The following is a 16,260-nucleotide window of genomic DNA, read 5'->3' as shown; positions in this document are numbered from 1 at the left end:
GGGTTGATAGCTAGTGATCGGCGGTATGAACATGGGGGGCCATCGCGCCGGGATCCACCGGTGTGTGGTTGCCGCTGCTGTGGGCGGCGTGAATCTTGCGCACCCACGCGCACAGCGCATCGATGGTGTCCTGGCGCGTTTTGGACAGAGCAAGCACTGGTGATCCGGCACGGGCGGCCATGGCGTCGGCGACCATCCGGTCGACGTCGACGTCGACGTGCGGCGCCAGATCGGTCTTGTTGATCACCAGCAGATCGGCGCGGGCAATGCCCGGGCCGCCTTTGCGAGCGACGTCTCCTCCTCCGGCTACGTCGAGGACAAAGATCTGCGCATCGACGAGTCCCGGCGAGAAGGTAGCGGTGAGATTGTCGCCGCCGCTCTCGATCAACACGAGATCCAATGGGGCATAGTCTTTCTCCAGGTCTTCGATTGCGATGAGGTTCATTGTGATGTCATCGCGGATCGCGGTGTGCGGGCAGGCGCCGGTCTCGACGGCGCGAATCCGTTCGGCGGGCAGCACTCCGGCAGCGCGCAGGAACCGCGCGTCTTCATCGGTGTAGATGTCGTTGGTGATCACTCCGATGTTGAACTCCGCGGCCATGTTCCGGCACAACGTGGCAATGATGGAGCTCTTGCCGGTTCCCACCGGCCCTGCCACGCCAAGCCGCAAGGACCGCGTCGAGTTTGCGTCGTCAGTCATTGGTTCCTCCTTGTTGAGCCCAGGAAATCAGCTGCGAAGCCGCGTCATTCAGTCCGCGCCGCAGTTCCAGGGTGTCGGCTGCCAGCGCCGTGACCACCACGGCCGGCCCGGTGAGCGGCAGGATCGCGAGGGTATCTCCCAGCGGACCGCCCGCCGGAAGATCATCCACCCACGCGGGATCGACGACGAGCATCGAGCCGAGGGTTTGATGCTCACCGACCACCGCGGGCGTGTCCCAGCCGGCCGAAGCCGGGCCGACGCCCAGTTGCTGGTGATAAAGCGGCGCACCGTCGCGCCGCACTCGAATGTTTTGGCGGACGTCGCCCGCTGGTTCGCCGTGACGACCGAGCAGCAGCTCCTCGCGCATCAGCAGCCGGGCGCCCGCTTCGAGTTCGACACGCACGTCGTGGCGGTGATGGCACCCGGCTGCGGCGATGATCGGTTCGGGCAGCCAGATCAGCGTGGCGCCCTCGGCGACGCGGATATCGATCGCCATGACGGATTGTTCGCCGCGCGGTCCGGGCAGTAGCACCGTCGACGAGATATCTGCCAGGACCAGCGTGCTGTGTGCGCCGACATCGACGCTGAGGCTAAGACGATCGCCGCCGACCGGGCCGGCGGCTCCGGCGGCGATACAGACGTAAACCGCATCAGGGTTTTCGCTGGCGCACTGCTCGCGATCCTTCGGCATGGTGAGTCGAAGACTCAATGGTGCCTCGCAACATAATTCGGAGACGAAGCTACCGCTCGCCTTGCGTTCGGTGGCGAGGCGAGCGTGGGCAACCATTCCGCTGCAGTGATATCGGTCAAGAAGCAAACAGCCGCACCGCCTCTCGGGCATGGTGCTCCGCGGCGATGTCAAGCAGCGGTGCATTGGCCGCCGGCAAGTCGGACACCGGAGCGCCGACGTATCGGATTGCCTGATCGGCTAAATCGTCGAGCAGCCCGGTGAGGTTTGCCAATACGGCATGCACGTGAAATGGGTCGAGGCTTAACAGGCGCACCGCCGCAGTGGCCGGACCGACCACACTTTCATGCAGCGCCCACAGCCCCGCCTGGCGTGGATCCAGCGCGAACATTGTTGCGGCAACGCCCATCACGATGGGTTGATGGGCGTTGTCGTCGAGTCCGGCGAGCCCGGAATGCGGTCGGACTCGATGGACGGCGCGGGCGAGTTGACGGCCGAGTGCGCGCGAAACTGTGCGCACCGCCGGCGACGGTAAGCGGGCATCGAGTTCGAGGTCCAGGGCGTGTAGACGGCTGGGGTCGGTAGTCCCGCAGGCCGCCGCGGCGAAGGCGGCGGCCACCACACCTGAGGTCGCGGCTCGGCCGCGCAAGAATGCTTCCAGGCTCGAAATATCGTGTACGCGTCCGGCCAGAATGCTCGGTTCCACACCGCCGGAATGCGCGTATCCCCCGGACGGGAACCGGCCGTCGGCCAGCAGCAGAAGCGCCGCGGAACTCGTCGGCATGGTCAGTAGAGGAAGTAGCGCTGGGTCATCGGCAGTTCGGTGAGCGGCGGGTGGTTGGCGGGTTGACCGTCGATGCGGACCTCAAACGTGTTGGGGTTGACCTCGATTGTGGGCAAGGCATCGTTGAGGGGCAGGTCGGCTTTGGACAGGTCGCGCATGTTCTTGACCGGCACCAGTTTTCGGTCGATGTTCAGCCGGTCAGCCAGTCCGTCCTCCAGCGCGGCCGGCGCGACGAACGCGACGCTGGTGGCCGCCGCGGCGCGGGTATGGGCGTTGTAACCCAGCCGCGGCAACACCGGCTGAGGTGTCGGCACCGATGCGCTCGGGTCGCCGAGCAATGCCATCGCCGCCATTCCACCCTTGAACACCACGGTCGGCTTGACTCCGAACAGCGCCGGTGTCCACAACACGAAGTCCGCCAGTTTGCCCGGCGCGATCGACCCGATCTCGTCATCGAGGCCGTGGATCACCGCCGGACAGATGGTGGTCTTGGCGACGTAGCGGCGGGCGCGATCGTTGTCGGCCAGTTCATTTGGCGACAGCGGGCCGCGCAGCTGTTTCATCGCGTGCGCCGTCTGCCAAGTACGCAACACCGTCTCACCGAGCCGTCCCATAGCCTGGGCGTCCGACTGCATCGCGGAGATCGCACCAATGTCTTGCAAAATGTCTTCGGCAGCGATGGTGCCGGCGCGTACCCGGCTCTCGGCGAACTGCAACTCTGCGGGGATCTTCGGATTGAGTTGATGTGCGACGAGGACCATGTCGAGTTGCTCGTCGACGGTGTTGACGGTGAACGGGCGGGTCGGTGTCGTCGACGACGGCAGCGCGTTGGACTCGCCGGCGAGCCGGATGATGTCGGGCGCGTGTCCGCCCCCAGCGCCCTCGGTGTGGAAACTGTGAAAAGACCGCCCAGCCACGGTGTCGATGAGTGTCTCGACGAACCCAGTCTCGTTGAGGGTGTCACTGTGGATGGCCACCTGCACGCCGGCGTCGTCGGCGACGCGCAGTGCAGCGTCGATCACGGCCGGGGTGGCGCCCCAGTCTTCGTGGACCTTGAAGCCTGCCGCCCCGGCGCGCAGCTGTTCCCACAGCGACTCTTCCGAGATTGTGGTGCCGCGACCCAGGAACGCCACATTGACCGGCCATGGGTCGAAGCCCTCGAACATCCGTGCCAGCCACCAGGCCCCCGGGGTGGCCAGGGTCGCCTTGGATCCGTCGGTGGGTCCGCTGCCGCCACCGACGAACGTGGTGATCCCGGCCTGCAGCCCGACCAAACACATGTCGGGGGAAACGGTGTGCACGTGGCTATCGATTGCGCCGGCTGTCATGATCATGCCGGTGCCGTTCATGATTTCGGTGGACGGACCGATGACCAGATCAGGATGGACATCATCCATGATGTCGGGGTTGCCCGACTTGCCGATCGCGGTGAAGCGGCCGTCGCGAACGCCGACATCGGCCTTGATGATCCCCCAGTGGTCCAGAATCACCACGTTGGTGATTACCAGGTCGGGGGTGCCCTGCGAACGCGGTGTGTGCGATTGGCCCTGAGATTCCCGGCCGGATTTGCCACCACCGAAGACGATCTCGTTGCCGCCGACGCAGCGGTCTTCTTCGATTTCGATGAACAGGTCGGTATCGGCCAGGCGAAGCCGGTCCCCTGCGGTGGGGCCGACCATTGATTCATAGAGCGGCCGCGGAACTTCAGCCATCCAGCGGTCCCCCGCATTCGTTGCGGAAGCCGGCAGCAATTCGCCTGCCGCCGAAGGGAATCAGCTCGATTTCCTGGGTGATGCCCGGATCGAAGCGGGTCATGCCGCTGGAGATGATGTTCTGCCGTTTACCCCAGGCCGCCTTGCGGTCGAATTCGAGCGCGGGGTTTGCCTCGGCGAAGTGATAGTGCGACCCGACCGAGATCGGGCGATCGCCTGTGTTGACCACTTTGATCGTGGTCACCTCGCATCCAACGTTGATCGGTACCGGTTCGCGGCCGAAGATGATGCAACCGGGCGCACCGGGTTTCATGCTGGAGTCCGCCCCGGGCTGCACGAGGGCGATCGCGCCGCCTTTGCCCGACCCCAGCGGAACCGTCTTGCCGGTGCCCGGACGCTTGCGGCTTGGCGGCGGGGTATGCCGATCCACGGTCTCAACGACTCTGTCCAGAATCGGAGTGCGCGCAAGTATCCGTTGGCCGGCGGCAACCGCTTTGGTCGCCACCCCTTGCCCCTTCCCGGCGGCCAAGGCTCGTTGCATCTGGTTGGTGACGGTGTCTTTGATCTTGTCGGTGAAGCGGCTCATCGCGTCAACTCCAGGTGCTGGGCGGCGCTCAGTGGATGGGCTCGGGAACGGTGATCAATTTGGTGCCGTCGGGGAAGGTTGCTTCCAAATGGAGTTGCTGGAGCATCTCCGGCACGCCGTCCATGACGTCTTCGCGCTTGAGCACACTGCGCGCGGCGTCCTGCAAATCGGCCTTTGTCCGCCCATCGCGGGCGCCTTCGAGCAAATACTGGGTGATCACCGCGGTGGCTTCAGGCAGGTTGAGCTTGAGGCCGCGCTTGCGCCGTTTCAATGCCACCTCAGCCGCGACGTGAATCAGCAGGCGTTCCTGCTCCCTGAGTGTCAACAGCATGACGAGCTTTACCCGTTCCGGCGACCGCCCAACCGCCACGTCGAGCAGGGTCGGTCTGGTGTCAGAGGGTGATGGATTCGCCGCGGCCCACCTCGACGATGCGGTCGGCCAGTCCGCGTTGCTTCATTTCGTCGATGAAATCCGTGAGAGGTGAAGCAAATACTGTGTAGTCGTCGAAGTGAATCGGAACCACCTTGGGCAGCTTCAGCCGGTCAACCACCTCGGTGCCTTGGCGTCCGTCCATGGTCACTGTCAGCCCGGGCAGTCGGGGGCCGGCCGGCAATCGAGTACCGCCGAGGTGCAGCACCCCGGCATCGATGGCGTCGAATCGCACCGGGATCTCGTTGAGTTCTTCGATCAGCAGCGTGTCGCCCGAGATGTAGAGCCGCCTGCGCGCCGAACCGTCCACCGATTCGAACTCCAGCATGCTGCCCATCACCGGCGGCAGCAGCCGATTGAGCGGCGTCGGGGCATGGCGGCCCGGCAGCGCGGTCAGTGTCAGCTTGATGTCGCCCTTGATGACGGTGTGGGCCTGCCAAGTGGACAACCCCAGCGCGCGGCTGAACCCGCGCCGGCGCAGCCGCTTGGCCGCGTGCGGCGTCGTCACCACGGGCAGGCCGTGGTTAAGCCCTTTTTGGGCAACGCGATCCCAGTGGTCGCCGTGCATATGCGACAGCACGATCGCATCCAGCAGCGGCAGCTCCTCGATCTCGAGGGCCGGGTTATGCCTGCGCTTGGAGACCAGACCGTATCCCAGATAGGCATGCTGACCCTGGTGCAGAAAATTTGGGTCGGTCAACAGCGTGATCTCGCCGGCCGAGATCAGCGTGGTCGCATTGCCGATGAAGGTGATGCTGATATCCACCCAACGCGACTACCCGCATCACCTGGGTTCAATCAATCGATTGGTCAGGGCGCTGCTGCTGCCTCGGGCTCATGCTCTGCGCCGTTAGTGGCCGCCGCATCATCCCAACCGTTGACATGCGGCTCGGTCGGCTGAGCGAGGTCTTCCGAGCTGGTCACCTCGCGAAGCGCGGCGATCAGCTGGTGGACTTTGACCACCTCTTCCTCGGTCGGAATGGCCCCGGCCTCGAGTTCGTCGGGCAACTCGGCCCGAAGGCCCACTCCGTTGGCCGCCTCTGCCGCCGACAACTTGGCGCGGATGCGCGCGGTGTACAGCTGCTGGCCCAGTGTCGATCCGGGGGCGGCGGCAGCGCGCTCCATCAGGTCGTCATAGCGTCGCCGGACATCGCTGAGCGCCACGATGACGGTGGAGGTGGATCGGCTCTGTGTTGCCGCGTTACTCAGCGCCGCGCGGAGTTTACGCAGACCGGAGAGAACCACTTCGGCCCGCTTCTGGAACTTCTTGTCTTCGGGGAACGGCAACGAATCAATGGCGGCTCCGTACATGTGCATGGCCGCCTCGGCGAGACTGACAATGACTTGCGCTTCGCCTTCATTCTGATCGAATTCGCCCATGGCCCCTCAATTCTGTGCTGGTTCAACTTTCGTCGCTTCGACTGCACCGAAGAGAGTATCGGTAAGAGGCGCATAACAATAGCGGTGCTGCAGGCGGGGCTGGTCTCGTCAGCTGTTAGCCGCGCGAAACTCTGCGGACCTCGATCCGGCCGTCGTTTTCGCGCACCTCCAGTGCCGGCTGGCTGACGATCGCGGGCCCCTGCAGCAAAGTGCCGTCGCGGATGTCGAACCGCGAGCCGTGGCAGGAGCAGGTGATGACGTGGCCATCGAGGTCGCCCTCGCTGAGCAGGCAGCCGCGATGGCTGCAGCGGTCGTGGATCGCATAGATGCGTCCGTCGCGACGAACCAGCAGGACCGGCGTGTCGTCGACGTCGGCGGAATGCGGTTGCCCATCAGCCAGATCCGCGCCTGAATCGACCGCCGTCCAGTCCTCAGGACCGGGATCAAAGGCAGTCTGGTTGACGCCGACACCGCGTACGTAGGCCATATGCCCACCCAGGTAGCCGCTGCCGCCGAGCACCCCTGCGCCGGCGAGTGCCAGGAATGCGCCCCGAATCCGGGCTCCCCGTCGACGGGCCATCAACGACGCGCCGTAGAGCAGCAACGCGACGGAGTTAGCTTCGGCATGGATCAACCCGACCCGGCGGACGCCCTCGTCGGACAGCTCGGTGTCGGCCCAGTCGCTGAGCCCGGTGACCGCGGTGGGTACCGCTGCGGCAATGCCGATCGTGATCAACCGCTGCGCCGCTCGGGCGCCGGCGCGTGGGGCGAACAGATCCAGCAGGGATGCCGACAGGAATGATCCGATCACCAGGTCGGTCATTGGCGGGTGCGCCGGGTGACCTAGCCACGTTCCGCTGATCGCGTCTTTGAGCGGTTCGGCGCTCAGCAACCCGCGGGCCTTTTTGGCGATCCACTGTGCCGGAACGTCGAGGAAGCTGGCGCGCTCGAGCGCATCGATCAGCGGTCGGCCTGGCGTGGAGACGGACACGGCGGGACCTCCCTTGAGCGGCGATCCCCCTGCAGTACCCGGCTGCTGCTGGCTCTACACGCGCTTCTGAGCGTGCGAACCCAGAAATGGAGTAGTTCGCCTACTCTAGGTGCCCGTCTGCTTCGCGCCCGAGACTGCGCACAGCCGTTGTCACGTCAATCGCGCGAAGGGACCCGAGTCCGATGAAATATCCGTCGACTCTGAGCACCGCAGACAAACTGGAAGTAATCGACAAGGGTGTTTGCACGCCCGCGCATCCGGTGCCGCTGCTGTTCGTGCACGGCGCCTGGCATGGCGCGTGGTGCTGGGATAGCAATTTTTTAGATTACTTCGCGGACAACGGCTTTCGGGCTCTCGCAGTGAGCCTGCGCGGACATGGAAAGAGCCCGGTAGCCAAGCCGCTTCGCAGTTGTTCGTGCGCAGACTATGTCGACGATGTCCGTTCGGTCGCCGACGACTTGCCGATCCGGCCGGTGGTCATCGGCCATTCGATGGGCGGTTATGTGGTGCAGAAGTATCTGGAGTCATTCTCCGCGCCGGCCGGCGTTCTGGTCGCGCCCATGTCCCCACGGGGTACGTACGGTTTAATGCTCCGGCTGGCGCGACGACACCCGTGGCTCTTGACGAAAGCCCTGCTCCTCGGCAAATCGTTGCCGTGTGCCAACACTCCTGCCCGTGCGCGTGAACTGTTGTTCTCAGCGCAGACTGCCGACTCCCACGTGGTGGGTTACGTGACACGGCTGGTGGAAGAAAGCCAACGAGCCATATTCGACGGGTTGCTGTTCAATCCGCCCAGGCCTAAGCGGGTGACCACGCCGCTGCTCGTCGTGGGCGCCGAAGATGACGGTTGTTTCATCGTCGACGACGTACGCGCACTGGCGCGCGCGTATCGCACCGAAGCAGAGATCATCCCCGGTATGGGCCACGACATGATGCTGGAACCCGAGTGGGTGGCCGTCGCCGAACGGATCCATACGTGGCTGAGCACCCGTGGACTGTGACGCTAATAGTCGGTCGTCAGTTCAATCGGTAGAAGCGTTGCGCGTTCAATCCCGCGATCTTGGCGCGGACCTCGTCGCTGATGTCGGGACGCGAGCGTAGGTGCTTGGTGCTCTCCGGCCACTCGCCATCCCAGTGCGGATAATCGCTGGCGAACATGATGAAGTCGGCGCCGAGCACATCGATGACGCCCGGCAGAATCGGCTCCTCGGGTTCACAGGTCACCCAGATGTTGCCGGCCTGGACATACTCCTGCGGATCCCGCTGCCAGCCACCCTCGATCCAATCGCCGCGCTTCTCGTAATGCTCGTGCAGCCGGTCGATGAAGAACGGCACCCAGCCGACCCCAGCCTCCAGGAAGGCCACCCGCAAGTCTGGGTGGCGATCGAAAACGCCGCCCGACACCAGTGCCGTCATTGCCGTCATCTGGTCGAACGGAAAACTGATGCAGTGCACCTGGATGTAGTTGGTGAACCGGTCGACGCCGATTTTCGGTAGATGGAAGCCGGGAACGCCGTGGATGCCCAGCGGCATCTCGAGTTCGACCGCCGCGGCATAAAACGGGTCGAGGTCGGGGTGATCGAGGTTGCGAGTCTTCAGTGCCGGTGGAAGCAGTGTGGCGGCCAGCCCCAGATCCTTCGCCTCGCGCATGATGTCGATCGCGACCTGCCCGTGCTCGATCGGCGTTACCGCCACGCCGCGCAGCCGGCCGGCCGTCGGTTCGCAGTAGTCAGCGATCCATTGGTTGTACAGCCGTGCGAACCCTGCGGCGAACTCGGGATCCTCCAGAGTTGGGGCGCACAGCCCGAGACTGGGATAAAGCACCATCGTGTCGATGTGATCACGATCCGCGTCGCCCAGCACACCGTCGGCAGAGGAGCAATTGATCCCGACAGCTCTGGTCAGACCGTGCTCGACCGGCACACCGGCGCCGGGACCGTGGTCCTCCGGGTAGTGGCGGCCCTCGATCAGCAGCCTCGGGCGGCCGTCGGTACTGGGGGTGACGTGCTGCGGCCAGCGCTTCATTGCCTCGATCGCCAGGGTGGGGCTCTCGGCGACGTGGCCGTCGGCGTCGATGATGCGCATGTCCCGAACCGTAACCGCTCGTGAAACACTCTCGTCATGGTTATCGCGATTGCTCGGCCCAAGCTGGAAGGCAACATCGCCGTCGGCGATGATCGTCAGCTCGGCTTCGCCGAGTTCGGCGACCCGCAGGGACGTGCCGTCTTCTGGCTGCATGGCACCCCCGGCGCTCGCCGGCAGATCCCGACCGAGGCCCGCGTCTACGCCGAGGAGAACCACATTCGGTTGATCGGCGTAGACCGGCCCGGGATCGGGTCGTCCACGCCCTACCAGTACGACACCGTCGTCGCATTCGCCGAAGACCTGCGCACCATGGCCGACACGCTCGGCATCGACAAAATGACCGTCATCGGCTTGTCCGGCGGCGGCCCGTACACCCTGGGGTGTGCGGCGGCGATGCCGGATCGTGTCGTAGCGGTCGGAGTGCTCGGCGGCGTCGCCCCGACGCGCGGCACCGACGCGATCGGCGGCGGAGTGATGGCGCTGGGTTCGCTGGTGGCGCCGCTGCTCACCGTGGCCGGCTGGCCGATCCGGATGGCGGCGATCGGTTTCATTCGGATGATCCGTCCGGTAGCGGAACCGGCGTTGTACGTCTACGCCCACGTTTCGCCGGAGGGCGACCGGCGGCTGCTGGTGCGACCCGAATTCAAGGCCATGTTCCTTGACGACCTGCTCAATGGCAGTCGCAAGCAACTGGCCGCCCCATTTGCCGATGTGGTGGTCTTCGCCCGGGACTGGGGTTTTCGGCTCGATCAGGTCAAGGTGCCGGTGCACTGGTGGCACGGCGACCGCGACCACATCGTCCCGTTCTCCCACGGTCAGCACGTGGTCGAAAGACTGCCCGATGCCAAGCTGCACCCGATACCCGGTGAAAGCCACCTGGCCGGGCTGGGCCGCGCAGAGGAGATTTTGCGGACCATGATCAAGGTCTGGGACCGCGCCGAGCAGAAGTGACTCGACAACGGCTCACCGGCGATCAGCGAGATTCTTTCGTCGCGGCGCTACTGGGCTGGACGATGGATGCCTTCGATTACTTCCTCGTTGTCCTGGTCTACGCCGATATCGCAGAAACCTTTCACCGCACCAAGACCGAAGTCGCGTTTCTCACCACCGCCACTTTGATGATGCGCCCGGTGGGGGCGCTGCTGTTCGGTCTGTGGGCTGACCGGGTGGGACGGCGACTACCACTGATGGTGGACGTGACGTTCTACTCCGTGGTCGGGTTTCTTTGCGCCTTTGCCCCCAATTTCACCGTGTTGGTGATCCTGCGGCTGTTGTACGGCATTGGGATGGGTGGCGAATGGGGACTGGGTGCCGCACTCGCGATGGAGAAGGTTCCGGGCGAACGCCGCGGCTTTTTCTCCGGCCTGCTGCAGGAGGGCTACGCCTTTGGCTATCTGCTGGCGACCGTGGCGTCGCTGCTGGTGATCGACTGGCTGGGGTTGTCGTGGCGCTGGCTGTTCGGTCTGTCCATCATCCCGGCCCTGGTCAGCCTGATCATCCGGTACCGGGTGAAGGAGTCCGAGGTATGGGAGTCGGCGCAGCAACGAATGCGCCTGACGAACACCAGGATTCGCGATATTCTGCGCGACGCCAAGGTCATCCGTCGGTTCATCTATTTGGTGGTGCTGATGACTGCGTTCAACTGGATGAGCCACGGCACTCAAGACGTCTATCCCACGTTCCTGTCAGCTTCCGACGACGGCGGCGCTGCGTTATCGGGCGGGACAGCGAAGTCGATCGTGGTGATCTACAACGTCGGCGCCATACTCGGCGGCCTCGTGTTCGGCACGCTCTCCCAGCGGTTCGGCCGCCGCCACACCGTCGTCTTCTGCGCAATCCTCGGGCTGCCGATCGTGCCGCTCTTCGCCTACTCGCGCAGCGCGGCGATGCTGTGCCTTGGTGCTTTTCTGATGCAGGTCGTCGTGCAGGGCGCCTGGGGCGTCATCCCCGCGCATTTGACCGAGATGTCGCCGGACGCGATCCGAGGCCTCTACCCCGGCGTCACCTATCAGTTGGGCAACCTGCTGGCTGCGTTCAATCTGCCGCTGCAGGAGGCGTTGGCCGTTTCCCATGGCTACCCCTTTGCGTTGGCCGCCACGATCACGCCGGTGCTGATTGCGGTCGCGCTGCTCACGGCGATCGGCAAAGATGCCACCGGAATCAGGTTCGGCACGGAGCGGACTCTTGTCGGTGGCGTGAACTAACCTGTGGCCGTGGCGCAGGTTCCGCGAACTCGCTACGCCAGCACCGGCGGCATCGACATCGCCTACCAGGTCTTCGGCGACGGCCCGACAGATCTCCTTGTGCTGCCCGGGCCGTCGATTCCGGTCGACACCATCGACTCCGAGCCGTCGATGTACCGCTTCCATCGGCGCTTGGCATCGTTCAGCAGACTGATCCGGTTCGACCTGCGCGGGATGGGGCTATCGTCACGTGCCCCATCGGTGGATGCGCTCGGGCCGCAGTTTTGGGCCGAGGATGCCATCGCAGTCATGGACGCGGTGGGGTGCGCCCAGGCGTCGATTCTCGCCCCTAGTTTCAACGCAATGATCGGCTTGGTTTTGGCCGCCCGTTATCCCGAGCGGGTGCGCAGTCTGGTCATCGTCAACGGCGCAGCGCGCGTGCTGCAGGCGGCCGACTATCCGGTGGGCGCGACGCTGAGTACCGCCGAATCCTTCATGACCGTCGGCATCGAGGCCGACGCCGTCGAGCAGGGTTTCGACATGCTGGGCATCGTCGCGCCCAGCGTTGCCCGCGATGACGCGTTCCGCGCGTGGTGGGATCTCGCCGGCAACCGGGCGGCGTCGCCGAGCATGGCCCGTATCGCCACCAAAGCCGTGATCGATGCTGATGTTCGCGACACTCTGGCATGTATCGCCGCGCCGACGCTGATCCTGCATCGCAGCGGGGTGGACTTCATTCCAGTCGGTCACGGCCGCTACCTTGCCGAGCACATCGCGGGATCCCGCTTCGTGGAGTTACCCGGAGCCGATTCGCTGTATTGGGTCGGCGACGCCGCGCCGATGCTCGATGAGATCGAAGAATTCATCACCGGCGTGCGGGGCGGCTTCGAGGCCGAACGGGTGCTGCTCACCGTCGTATTCACCGACATCGTCGGTTCCACCGAGCATGCCGCTGCGCTCGGCGACGATCGTTGGCGCGACCTGCTCGACAATCACGACAACATCGTCCGCCACGAACTCGAGCGGTTCGGCGGCCGTGAGGCCAACACGGCCGGCGACGGATTCGTCGCGACGTTCACCAGTCCGAGCGCTGGACTTGCCTGTGCGGCCGCCCTTGTCGACGCAGTGCGGACGCTCGGTATCGAGGTGCGGATCGGCATTCACGCCGGCGAGGTGGAGGCGCGCGGTACCGACGTCGCCGGGATGGCCGTGCACATCGGTGCGCGGGTAGCTGCGCTCGCCGGACCAAGCGAAGTGTTGGTGTCCTCGACGGTGCGCGACATCGTCGCCGGCTCGCGTCGCAGATTCGTCGACCGCGGCGAGCACGAACTCAGAGGCGTGCCCGGCCGCTGGCAACTGTGTGCGTTGGTGCGCGACGAGGCGGCGATCCGGCAGTAGCGCTAGCTCTGGCGTGCCGCTTCCTGTGCGAGTTGCACGCGCGACGTGAGGCCTAACTTGGTGTAGACGTGCGTGAGATGAGTTTGCACGGTGCGCGGCGAGACGAAAAGCCGTGTGGCGATGTCCTTGTTGGGAAGTCCGTCGCTGACGAGCCTGACGACGTCGAGTTCGGTGGGAGTCAACGACGCCCACCCGTTCGACGGCCGTTTGCGTTCACCGAGTCCGCGCCGGGCGTAAGCAATCACCTCCTCGGTGGACAGCGCAGCGCCGTCGCTCCACGCGGTGTCGAAGTCTTGCTGCCCCAAGGCATCTCGTACGGTCGCGACCGCGGCTTCGTACCCTGCCTCATGGACCGGGAACCGCACTTCTCCACTGCGCTGGCGGATGGCTTCCGCGGCGCCGAGAAGGCGCGTCGCATACTGGTGACTGCCGCCGTCGGCCGCGGTGCGGGCGAGGCATTCCAGGGTGTCGGGCAGGCGCACATAGCCACCAGTTCGAGCGACGATAGCCAGTGCCTCATGCGAGTCACGCTCGGCTTGTTCCGGCTCACCTTGCGCGAGCGCGACAAAGGCGCGCACGGTCAGTGCCATCACCTGGAACCAACCGGGCACCACTGCGACGGTGTCCTCGGCCCAGCGGCGAGCCAGGGCAAGGTCACCACATGCCAGCGCGGCTTCAGCCATCGGATTCGTACTTCTACCGAAGATTTCACGCAGCGGGAGGGTTTGCCGCCACGACGTCTCGCATGCCAGCTTCGCTGCGTCACCGTCCCCTTCGGCCAGTGCGGCGTAGGCGAACACGGTGTAGACCGAGTCGCCGTAGAATCCGCCCATCGCGGCGGCGGTCTCTTCGGCGGATTCGGCTGCGGCGCGAGCAGCGGCTGCCTGACCCTGGTAGGCGAGCACTACGCCATGCGCCACGAGACCGTTCACGCTGTTGCCCAGTTCAGCCGCCGTCGCCGCTTCGTCGGTTATCGAGGCGAGCACTCGGCCGGCGTCGCCGAGTTCGCCCTGCATCCAGAGCGCTAAGCCAAGCCATATTCGGGAGTTCCGTGAGTAGAACCGATCGCCCAGGGTGTCGGCGATGTCTCGTGCTTCTTCGGCCGCATCTCGCCCACTGATCGGGTCACCCGCGAAACAGGCCGTGATTGCCTGCAGATTCCGGATCTGGCAGAGCTGCGACCGGTCGTTAGCGGCCTGGGCGTGCTCGATCGCCTCGGTGAAGAACCCTTGCGCGTCTTGGGCGTTGTAGAGCGCCAACATGCCACACGCCTTGAGCGCGTGTGCGATCAATGCCGGATCGCCGAGTTGACGTGCAGTCGTAAGAGCGTCCTGCGCCCGGTTTGCGCTGGCGGGGGTGCCCGTCGACGCCGTCAACAAGCTGTGGTCGGCGACTGCACGCACCCACACGTCCGGTTCGACTTCCGAGGCGCGCTCGTCGGTCAAGATGGCGTCGAACCCGGCCAGTCCTTCCGCTAACCGCCCTCGCCTGACCCAGAACTGCAGCAGCGTCGAGACCAATCGCAATGCCCCATTGACGTCGGACCTCTCCCGGCTCCACGTGTACGCGGCCCGCAGATTGTCGATCTCGGCTTCGGCCCACTCCACGAGCCGCTCGTACGCCTGTTGAGGCGTCGATTCCAAATAGGCTGCAGTAGACGTGTAGTAGTCACGGTGCCGGGTGCGCACGTCGTCCGCCTCGCCCGACTCACCGAGCTTTTCCAACGCGTATTGACGCACCGTCTCCAACAGCCGGTAACGCATTGCGCCCCTGGCCTCTTCGGCGACCACAAGCGACTTGTCGACCAACAAGCCGAGTTGGTCGAGGATCTGGTAGCCCTCCACGTCGGTGCTGGCACCCACGGCTCGGGCGGCATCGAAGTCGAATCCGCCCATGAAGACCGCCAGCCGGCGCAACAGGATCTGTTCAGGCTCAGTGAGCAGCGCGTGCGACCAGTCCACTGATGCCCGCAGTGTCTGCTGGCGGCGCACCGCTGTGCGCGCACCACCGGTCAATAGCCTGAAGCGGTCGTGGAGACTGTCGACGATCTGGGTAAGCGACAGCGCCCGTACCCGAGCCGCTGCCAGTTCGATAGCCAACGGCATGCCGTCGAGACGGTGGCAGATCTCCGCCACAAGGGCACGATTGTCGTCGGTGATATGGAAGTCGGGCCGGGCACGGCGGGCCCGGTCGGTAAAGAGCTCGATGGCCTCGTCCGCGAGCGACAGCGACGGCACCCGCCAAATCACCTCGCCGGCAATGCCGAGCGGTTCGCGACTGGTGGCAAGAATCGTCAACTGCGGACAGGCATTTAGTAGCCCAACAATTATGGCGCCACACGCGTCGAGCAGGTGTTCACAGTTGTCCAGCAGCAGCAGCATTCTGCGGTCGTCGACGAATCGCAGCAGGGTGTCCATTGTCGAGCGGCCCGGCTGGTCGGGCAGTCCGAGCGTGCGCGCCACGGCAATCTGCACCAAGGCCGGGATCGTGATCGGCGCCAGATCGACGTACCACGCACCATCCCCGAACTCGGGTGAGAGTTGGGCGGCGACCTCGACGGCGAGTCGTGTTTTACCGGCGCCGCCGGCGCCCGTGAGCGTGACAAACCGGTTATCAACGACGATCTGGCGCATCTCTGTCATTTCGGCCTGGCGTCCAACGAAACTCGTCAGCTGCGTTGGAAGATTCTGCGAGACAGTCGTTGTCGATGTCCGTAGTGGCGGGAACTCGTTGTGCAACTCGGGATGGCAGAGCTGTACAACTCGCTCGGGTCTGGGCACGCCACGTAGCGGGAAGCTGCCCAGATCGGCCAGCCAAGCATCGGGCGGGAGCCGATCGATGACTAGGGCCTCGGTGATGCCCGAGAGTACGGTTTGGCCGCCGTGGGCCAAATCGCGGATGCGCGCGGTTCGGTTGATGGTGGGGCCGATGTAGTTGTTCTCGTCGCGCAGCTGAATTTCGCCGCTGTGCAGCCCGATGCGTAATCGGATGGGAGCCAATGGTGCTTGCTGTAATGCGAGGGCACACGCGACTGCGTCGCTGGCGCGGGAGAATGCGACCACGAAGCTATCGCCCTCGCCCTGCTCGACGGGCCGTACGCCGGCATGCGCGGCGGTGAGTTCCGCAAGCGTGCGGTCCAGCCGGGCCACGGCATCGGTCATCTGGTCGGGCTGGCTTTCCCAGAGTTGAGTGGAGCCCTCGACGTCAGCAAGCAGCAACGTAACCGTTCCGGTCGGCAGCTCACTCACGCCCAACTCACCCCAGTTCAGCGGCAGTTCGCTCATGGTAGCCAGCATGCAGTCACCGGGTAGGGCAAAACATCA

At 65.0% G+C, this 16,260-nt stretch carries 15 protein-coding genes; 4 read left to right on the top strand and 11 right to left on the bottom strand.

Translation table 11 applies throughout. The annotated features are described in order from the left end of the window. Positions 1–10: 10 nt before the first annotated feature. The 9 genes from ureG to AC5Y49_RS01000 all read right to left on the bottom strand — a co-directional run bounded on the left by ureG (position 11) and on the right by AC5Y49_RS01000 (position 7,271). Positions 11–700 (bottom strand): urease accessory protein UreG, encoded by a 690-nt coding sequence (ureG, locus tag AC5Y49_RS01040; protein ID WP_499883988.1) that lies wholly within the window; start codon positions 698–700, stop codon positions 11–13. Further along, positions 693–1,487: an urease accessory protein UreD gene (locus AC5Y49_RS01035; RefSeq protein WP_499883987.1), complete on the bottom strand. Its 795-nt coding sequence runs from the start codon at positions 1,485–1,487 to the stop codon at positions 693–695. Before AC5Y49_RS01035 ends, ureG begins: the two co-directional genes overlap by 8 nt. A gap of 19 nt (positions 1,488–1,506) precedes the next feature. Further along, positions 1,507–2,172 (bottom strand): urease accessory protein UreF, encoded by a 666-nt coding sequence (locus tag AC5Y49_RS01030; RefSeq protein ID WP_499883986.1) that lies wholly within the window; start codon positions 2,170–2,172, stop codon positions 1,507–1,509. A 2-nt stretch (positions 2,173–2,174) separates the two neighbouring features. Further along, positions 2,175–3,884 carry an urease subunit alpha gene (locus AC5Y49_RS01025; protein ID WP_499883985.1) on the bottom strand — a complete coding sequence of 570 codons (1,710 nt, stop codon included), beginning with the start codon at positions 3,882–3,884 and terminating at the stop codon, positions 2,175–2,177. After that, on the bottom strand, positions 3,877–4,470 hold the full coding sequence (gene ureB, locus AC5Y49_RS01020) for an urease subunit beta (protein ID WP_499883984.1): 594 nt from the start codon (positions 4,468–4,470) through the stop codon (positions 3,877–3,879). Before ureB ends, AC5Y49_RS01025 begins: the two co-directional genes overlap by 8 nt. A 28-nt stretch (positions 4,471–4,498) precedes the next feature. Further along, positions 4,499–4,801 carry an urease subunit gamma gene (locus AC5Y49_RS01015; RefSeq protein ID WP_499884603.1) on the bottom strand — a complete coding sequence of 101 codons (303 nt, stop codon included), beginning with the start codon at positions 4,799–4,801 and terminating at the stop codon, positions 4,499–4,501. A 61-nt stretch (positions 4,802–4,862) separates the two neighbouring features. Continuing rightward, a complete protein-coding gene (locus AC5Y49_RS01010) occupies positions 4,863–5,666 on the bottom strand; it encodes an MBL fold metallo-hydrolase (RefSeq protein WP_499883983.1) in 804 nt (267 codons plus the stop codon). A 44-nt stretch (positions 5,667–5,710) separates the two neighbouring features. Beyond that, positions 5,711–6,280, bottom strand: a complete 570-nt coding sequence (locus tag AC5Y49_RS01005; protein WP_499883982.1) for an XRE family transcriptional regulator — start codon at positions 6,278–6,280, stop codon at positions 5,711–5,713. Between the two features lie 115 nt (positions 6,281–6,395). Beyond that, a complete protein-coding gene (locus tag AC5Y49_RS01000) occupies positions 6,396–7,271 on the bottom strand; it encodes a Rieske (2Fe-2S) protein (RefSeq protein ID WP_499883981.1) in 876 nt (291 codons plus the stop codon). 182 nt (positions 7,272–7,453) lie between these two features. Here AC5Y49_RS01000 and AC5Y49_RS00995 point away from each other — a divergent pair, with 182 nt between their 5' ends. After that, on the top strand, positions 7,454–8,272 hold the full coding sequence (locus AC5Y49_RS00995; RefSeq protein WP_499883980.1) for an alpha/beta hydrolase: 819 nt from the start codon (positions 7,454–7,456) through the stop codon (positions 8,270–8,272). A gap of 16 nt (positions 8,273–8,288) precedes the next feature. On the opposite strand, the gene AC5Y49_RS00990 is transcribed toward AC5Y49_RS00995, so the two are convergent. Beyond that, positions 8,289–9,356: an amidohydrolase family protein gene (locus AC5Y49_RS00990; protein WP_499883979.1), complete on the bottom strand. Its 1,068-nt coding sequence runs from the start codon at positions 9,354–9,356 to the stop codon at positions 8,289–8,291. Between the two features lie 36 nt (positions 9,357–9,392). On the opposite strand from AC5Y49_RS00990, the gene AC5Y49_RS00985 reads away from it, so the two are divergent. From AC5Y49_RS00985 to lipJ, 3 genes are read left to right on the top strand one after another with little or no spacing between them, the layout of a single operon-like run. Beyond that, on the top strand, positions 9,393–10,307 hold the full coding sequence (locus AC5Y49_RS00985; protein ID WP_499883978.1) for an alpha/beta fold hydrolase: 915 nt from the start codon (positions 9,393–9,395) through the stop codon (positions 10,305–10,307). Continuing rightward, the gene (locus AC5Y49_RS00980; RefSeq protein ID WP_499883977.1) at positions 10,304–11,560 is read left to right on the top strand and encodes an MFS transporter; all 1,257 of its coding nucleotides are present in this window, start codon (positions 10,304–10,306) and stop codon (positions 11,558–11,560) included. The genes AC5Y49_RS00985 and AC5Y49_RS00980 overlap by 4 nt, the downstream gene beginning before the upstream one ends. Before the next feature lie 9 nt (positions 11,561–11,569). Next, positions 11,570–12,937, top strand: coding sequence for a bifunctional lipase/adenylate cyclase LipJ (gene lipJ, locus AC5Y49_RS00975; RefSeq protein ID WP_499883976.1), 1,368 nt, complete (start codon positions 11,570–11,572; stop codon positions 12,935–12,937). 2 nt (positions 12,938–12,939) lie between these two features. On the opposite strand, the gene AC5Y49_RS00970 is transcribed toward lipJ, so the two are convergent. After that, the gene (locus AC5Y49_RS00970; RefSeq protein WP_499883975.1) at positions 12,940–16,233 is read right to left on the bottom strand and encodes a helix-turn-helix transcriptional regulator; all 3,294 of its coding nucleotides are present in this window, start codon (positions 16,231–16,233) and stop codon (positions 12,940–12,942) included. Positions 16,234–16,260: the final 27 nt, after the last annotated feature.

Source organism: Mycobacterium sp. NGS62 (assembly GCF_059812285.1).
Note: the sequence above shows the minus strand (reverse complement) of the source record. Positions and strands in the feature narration are given on the sequence as shown.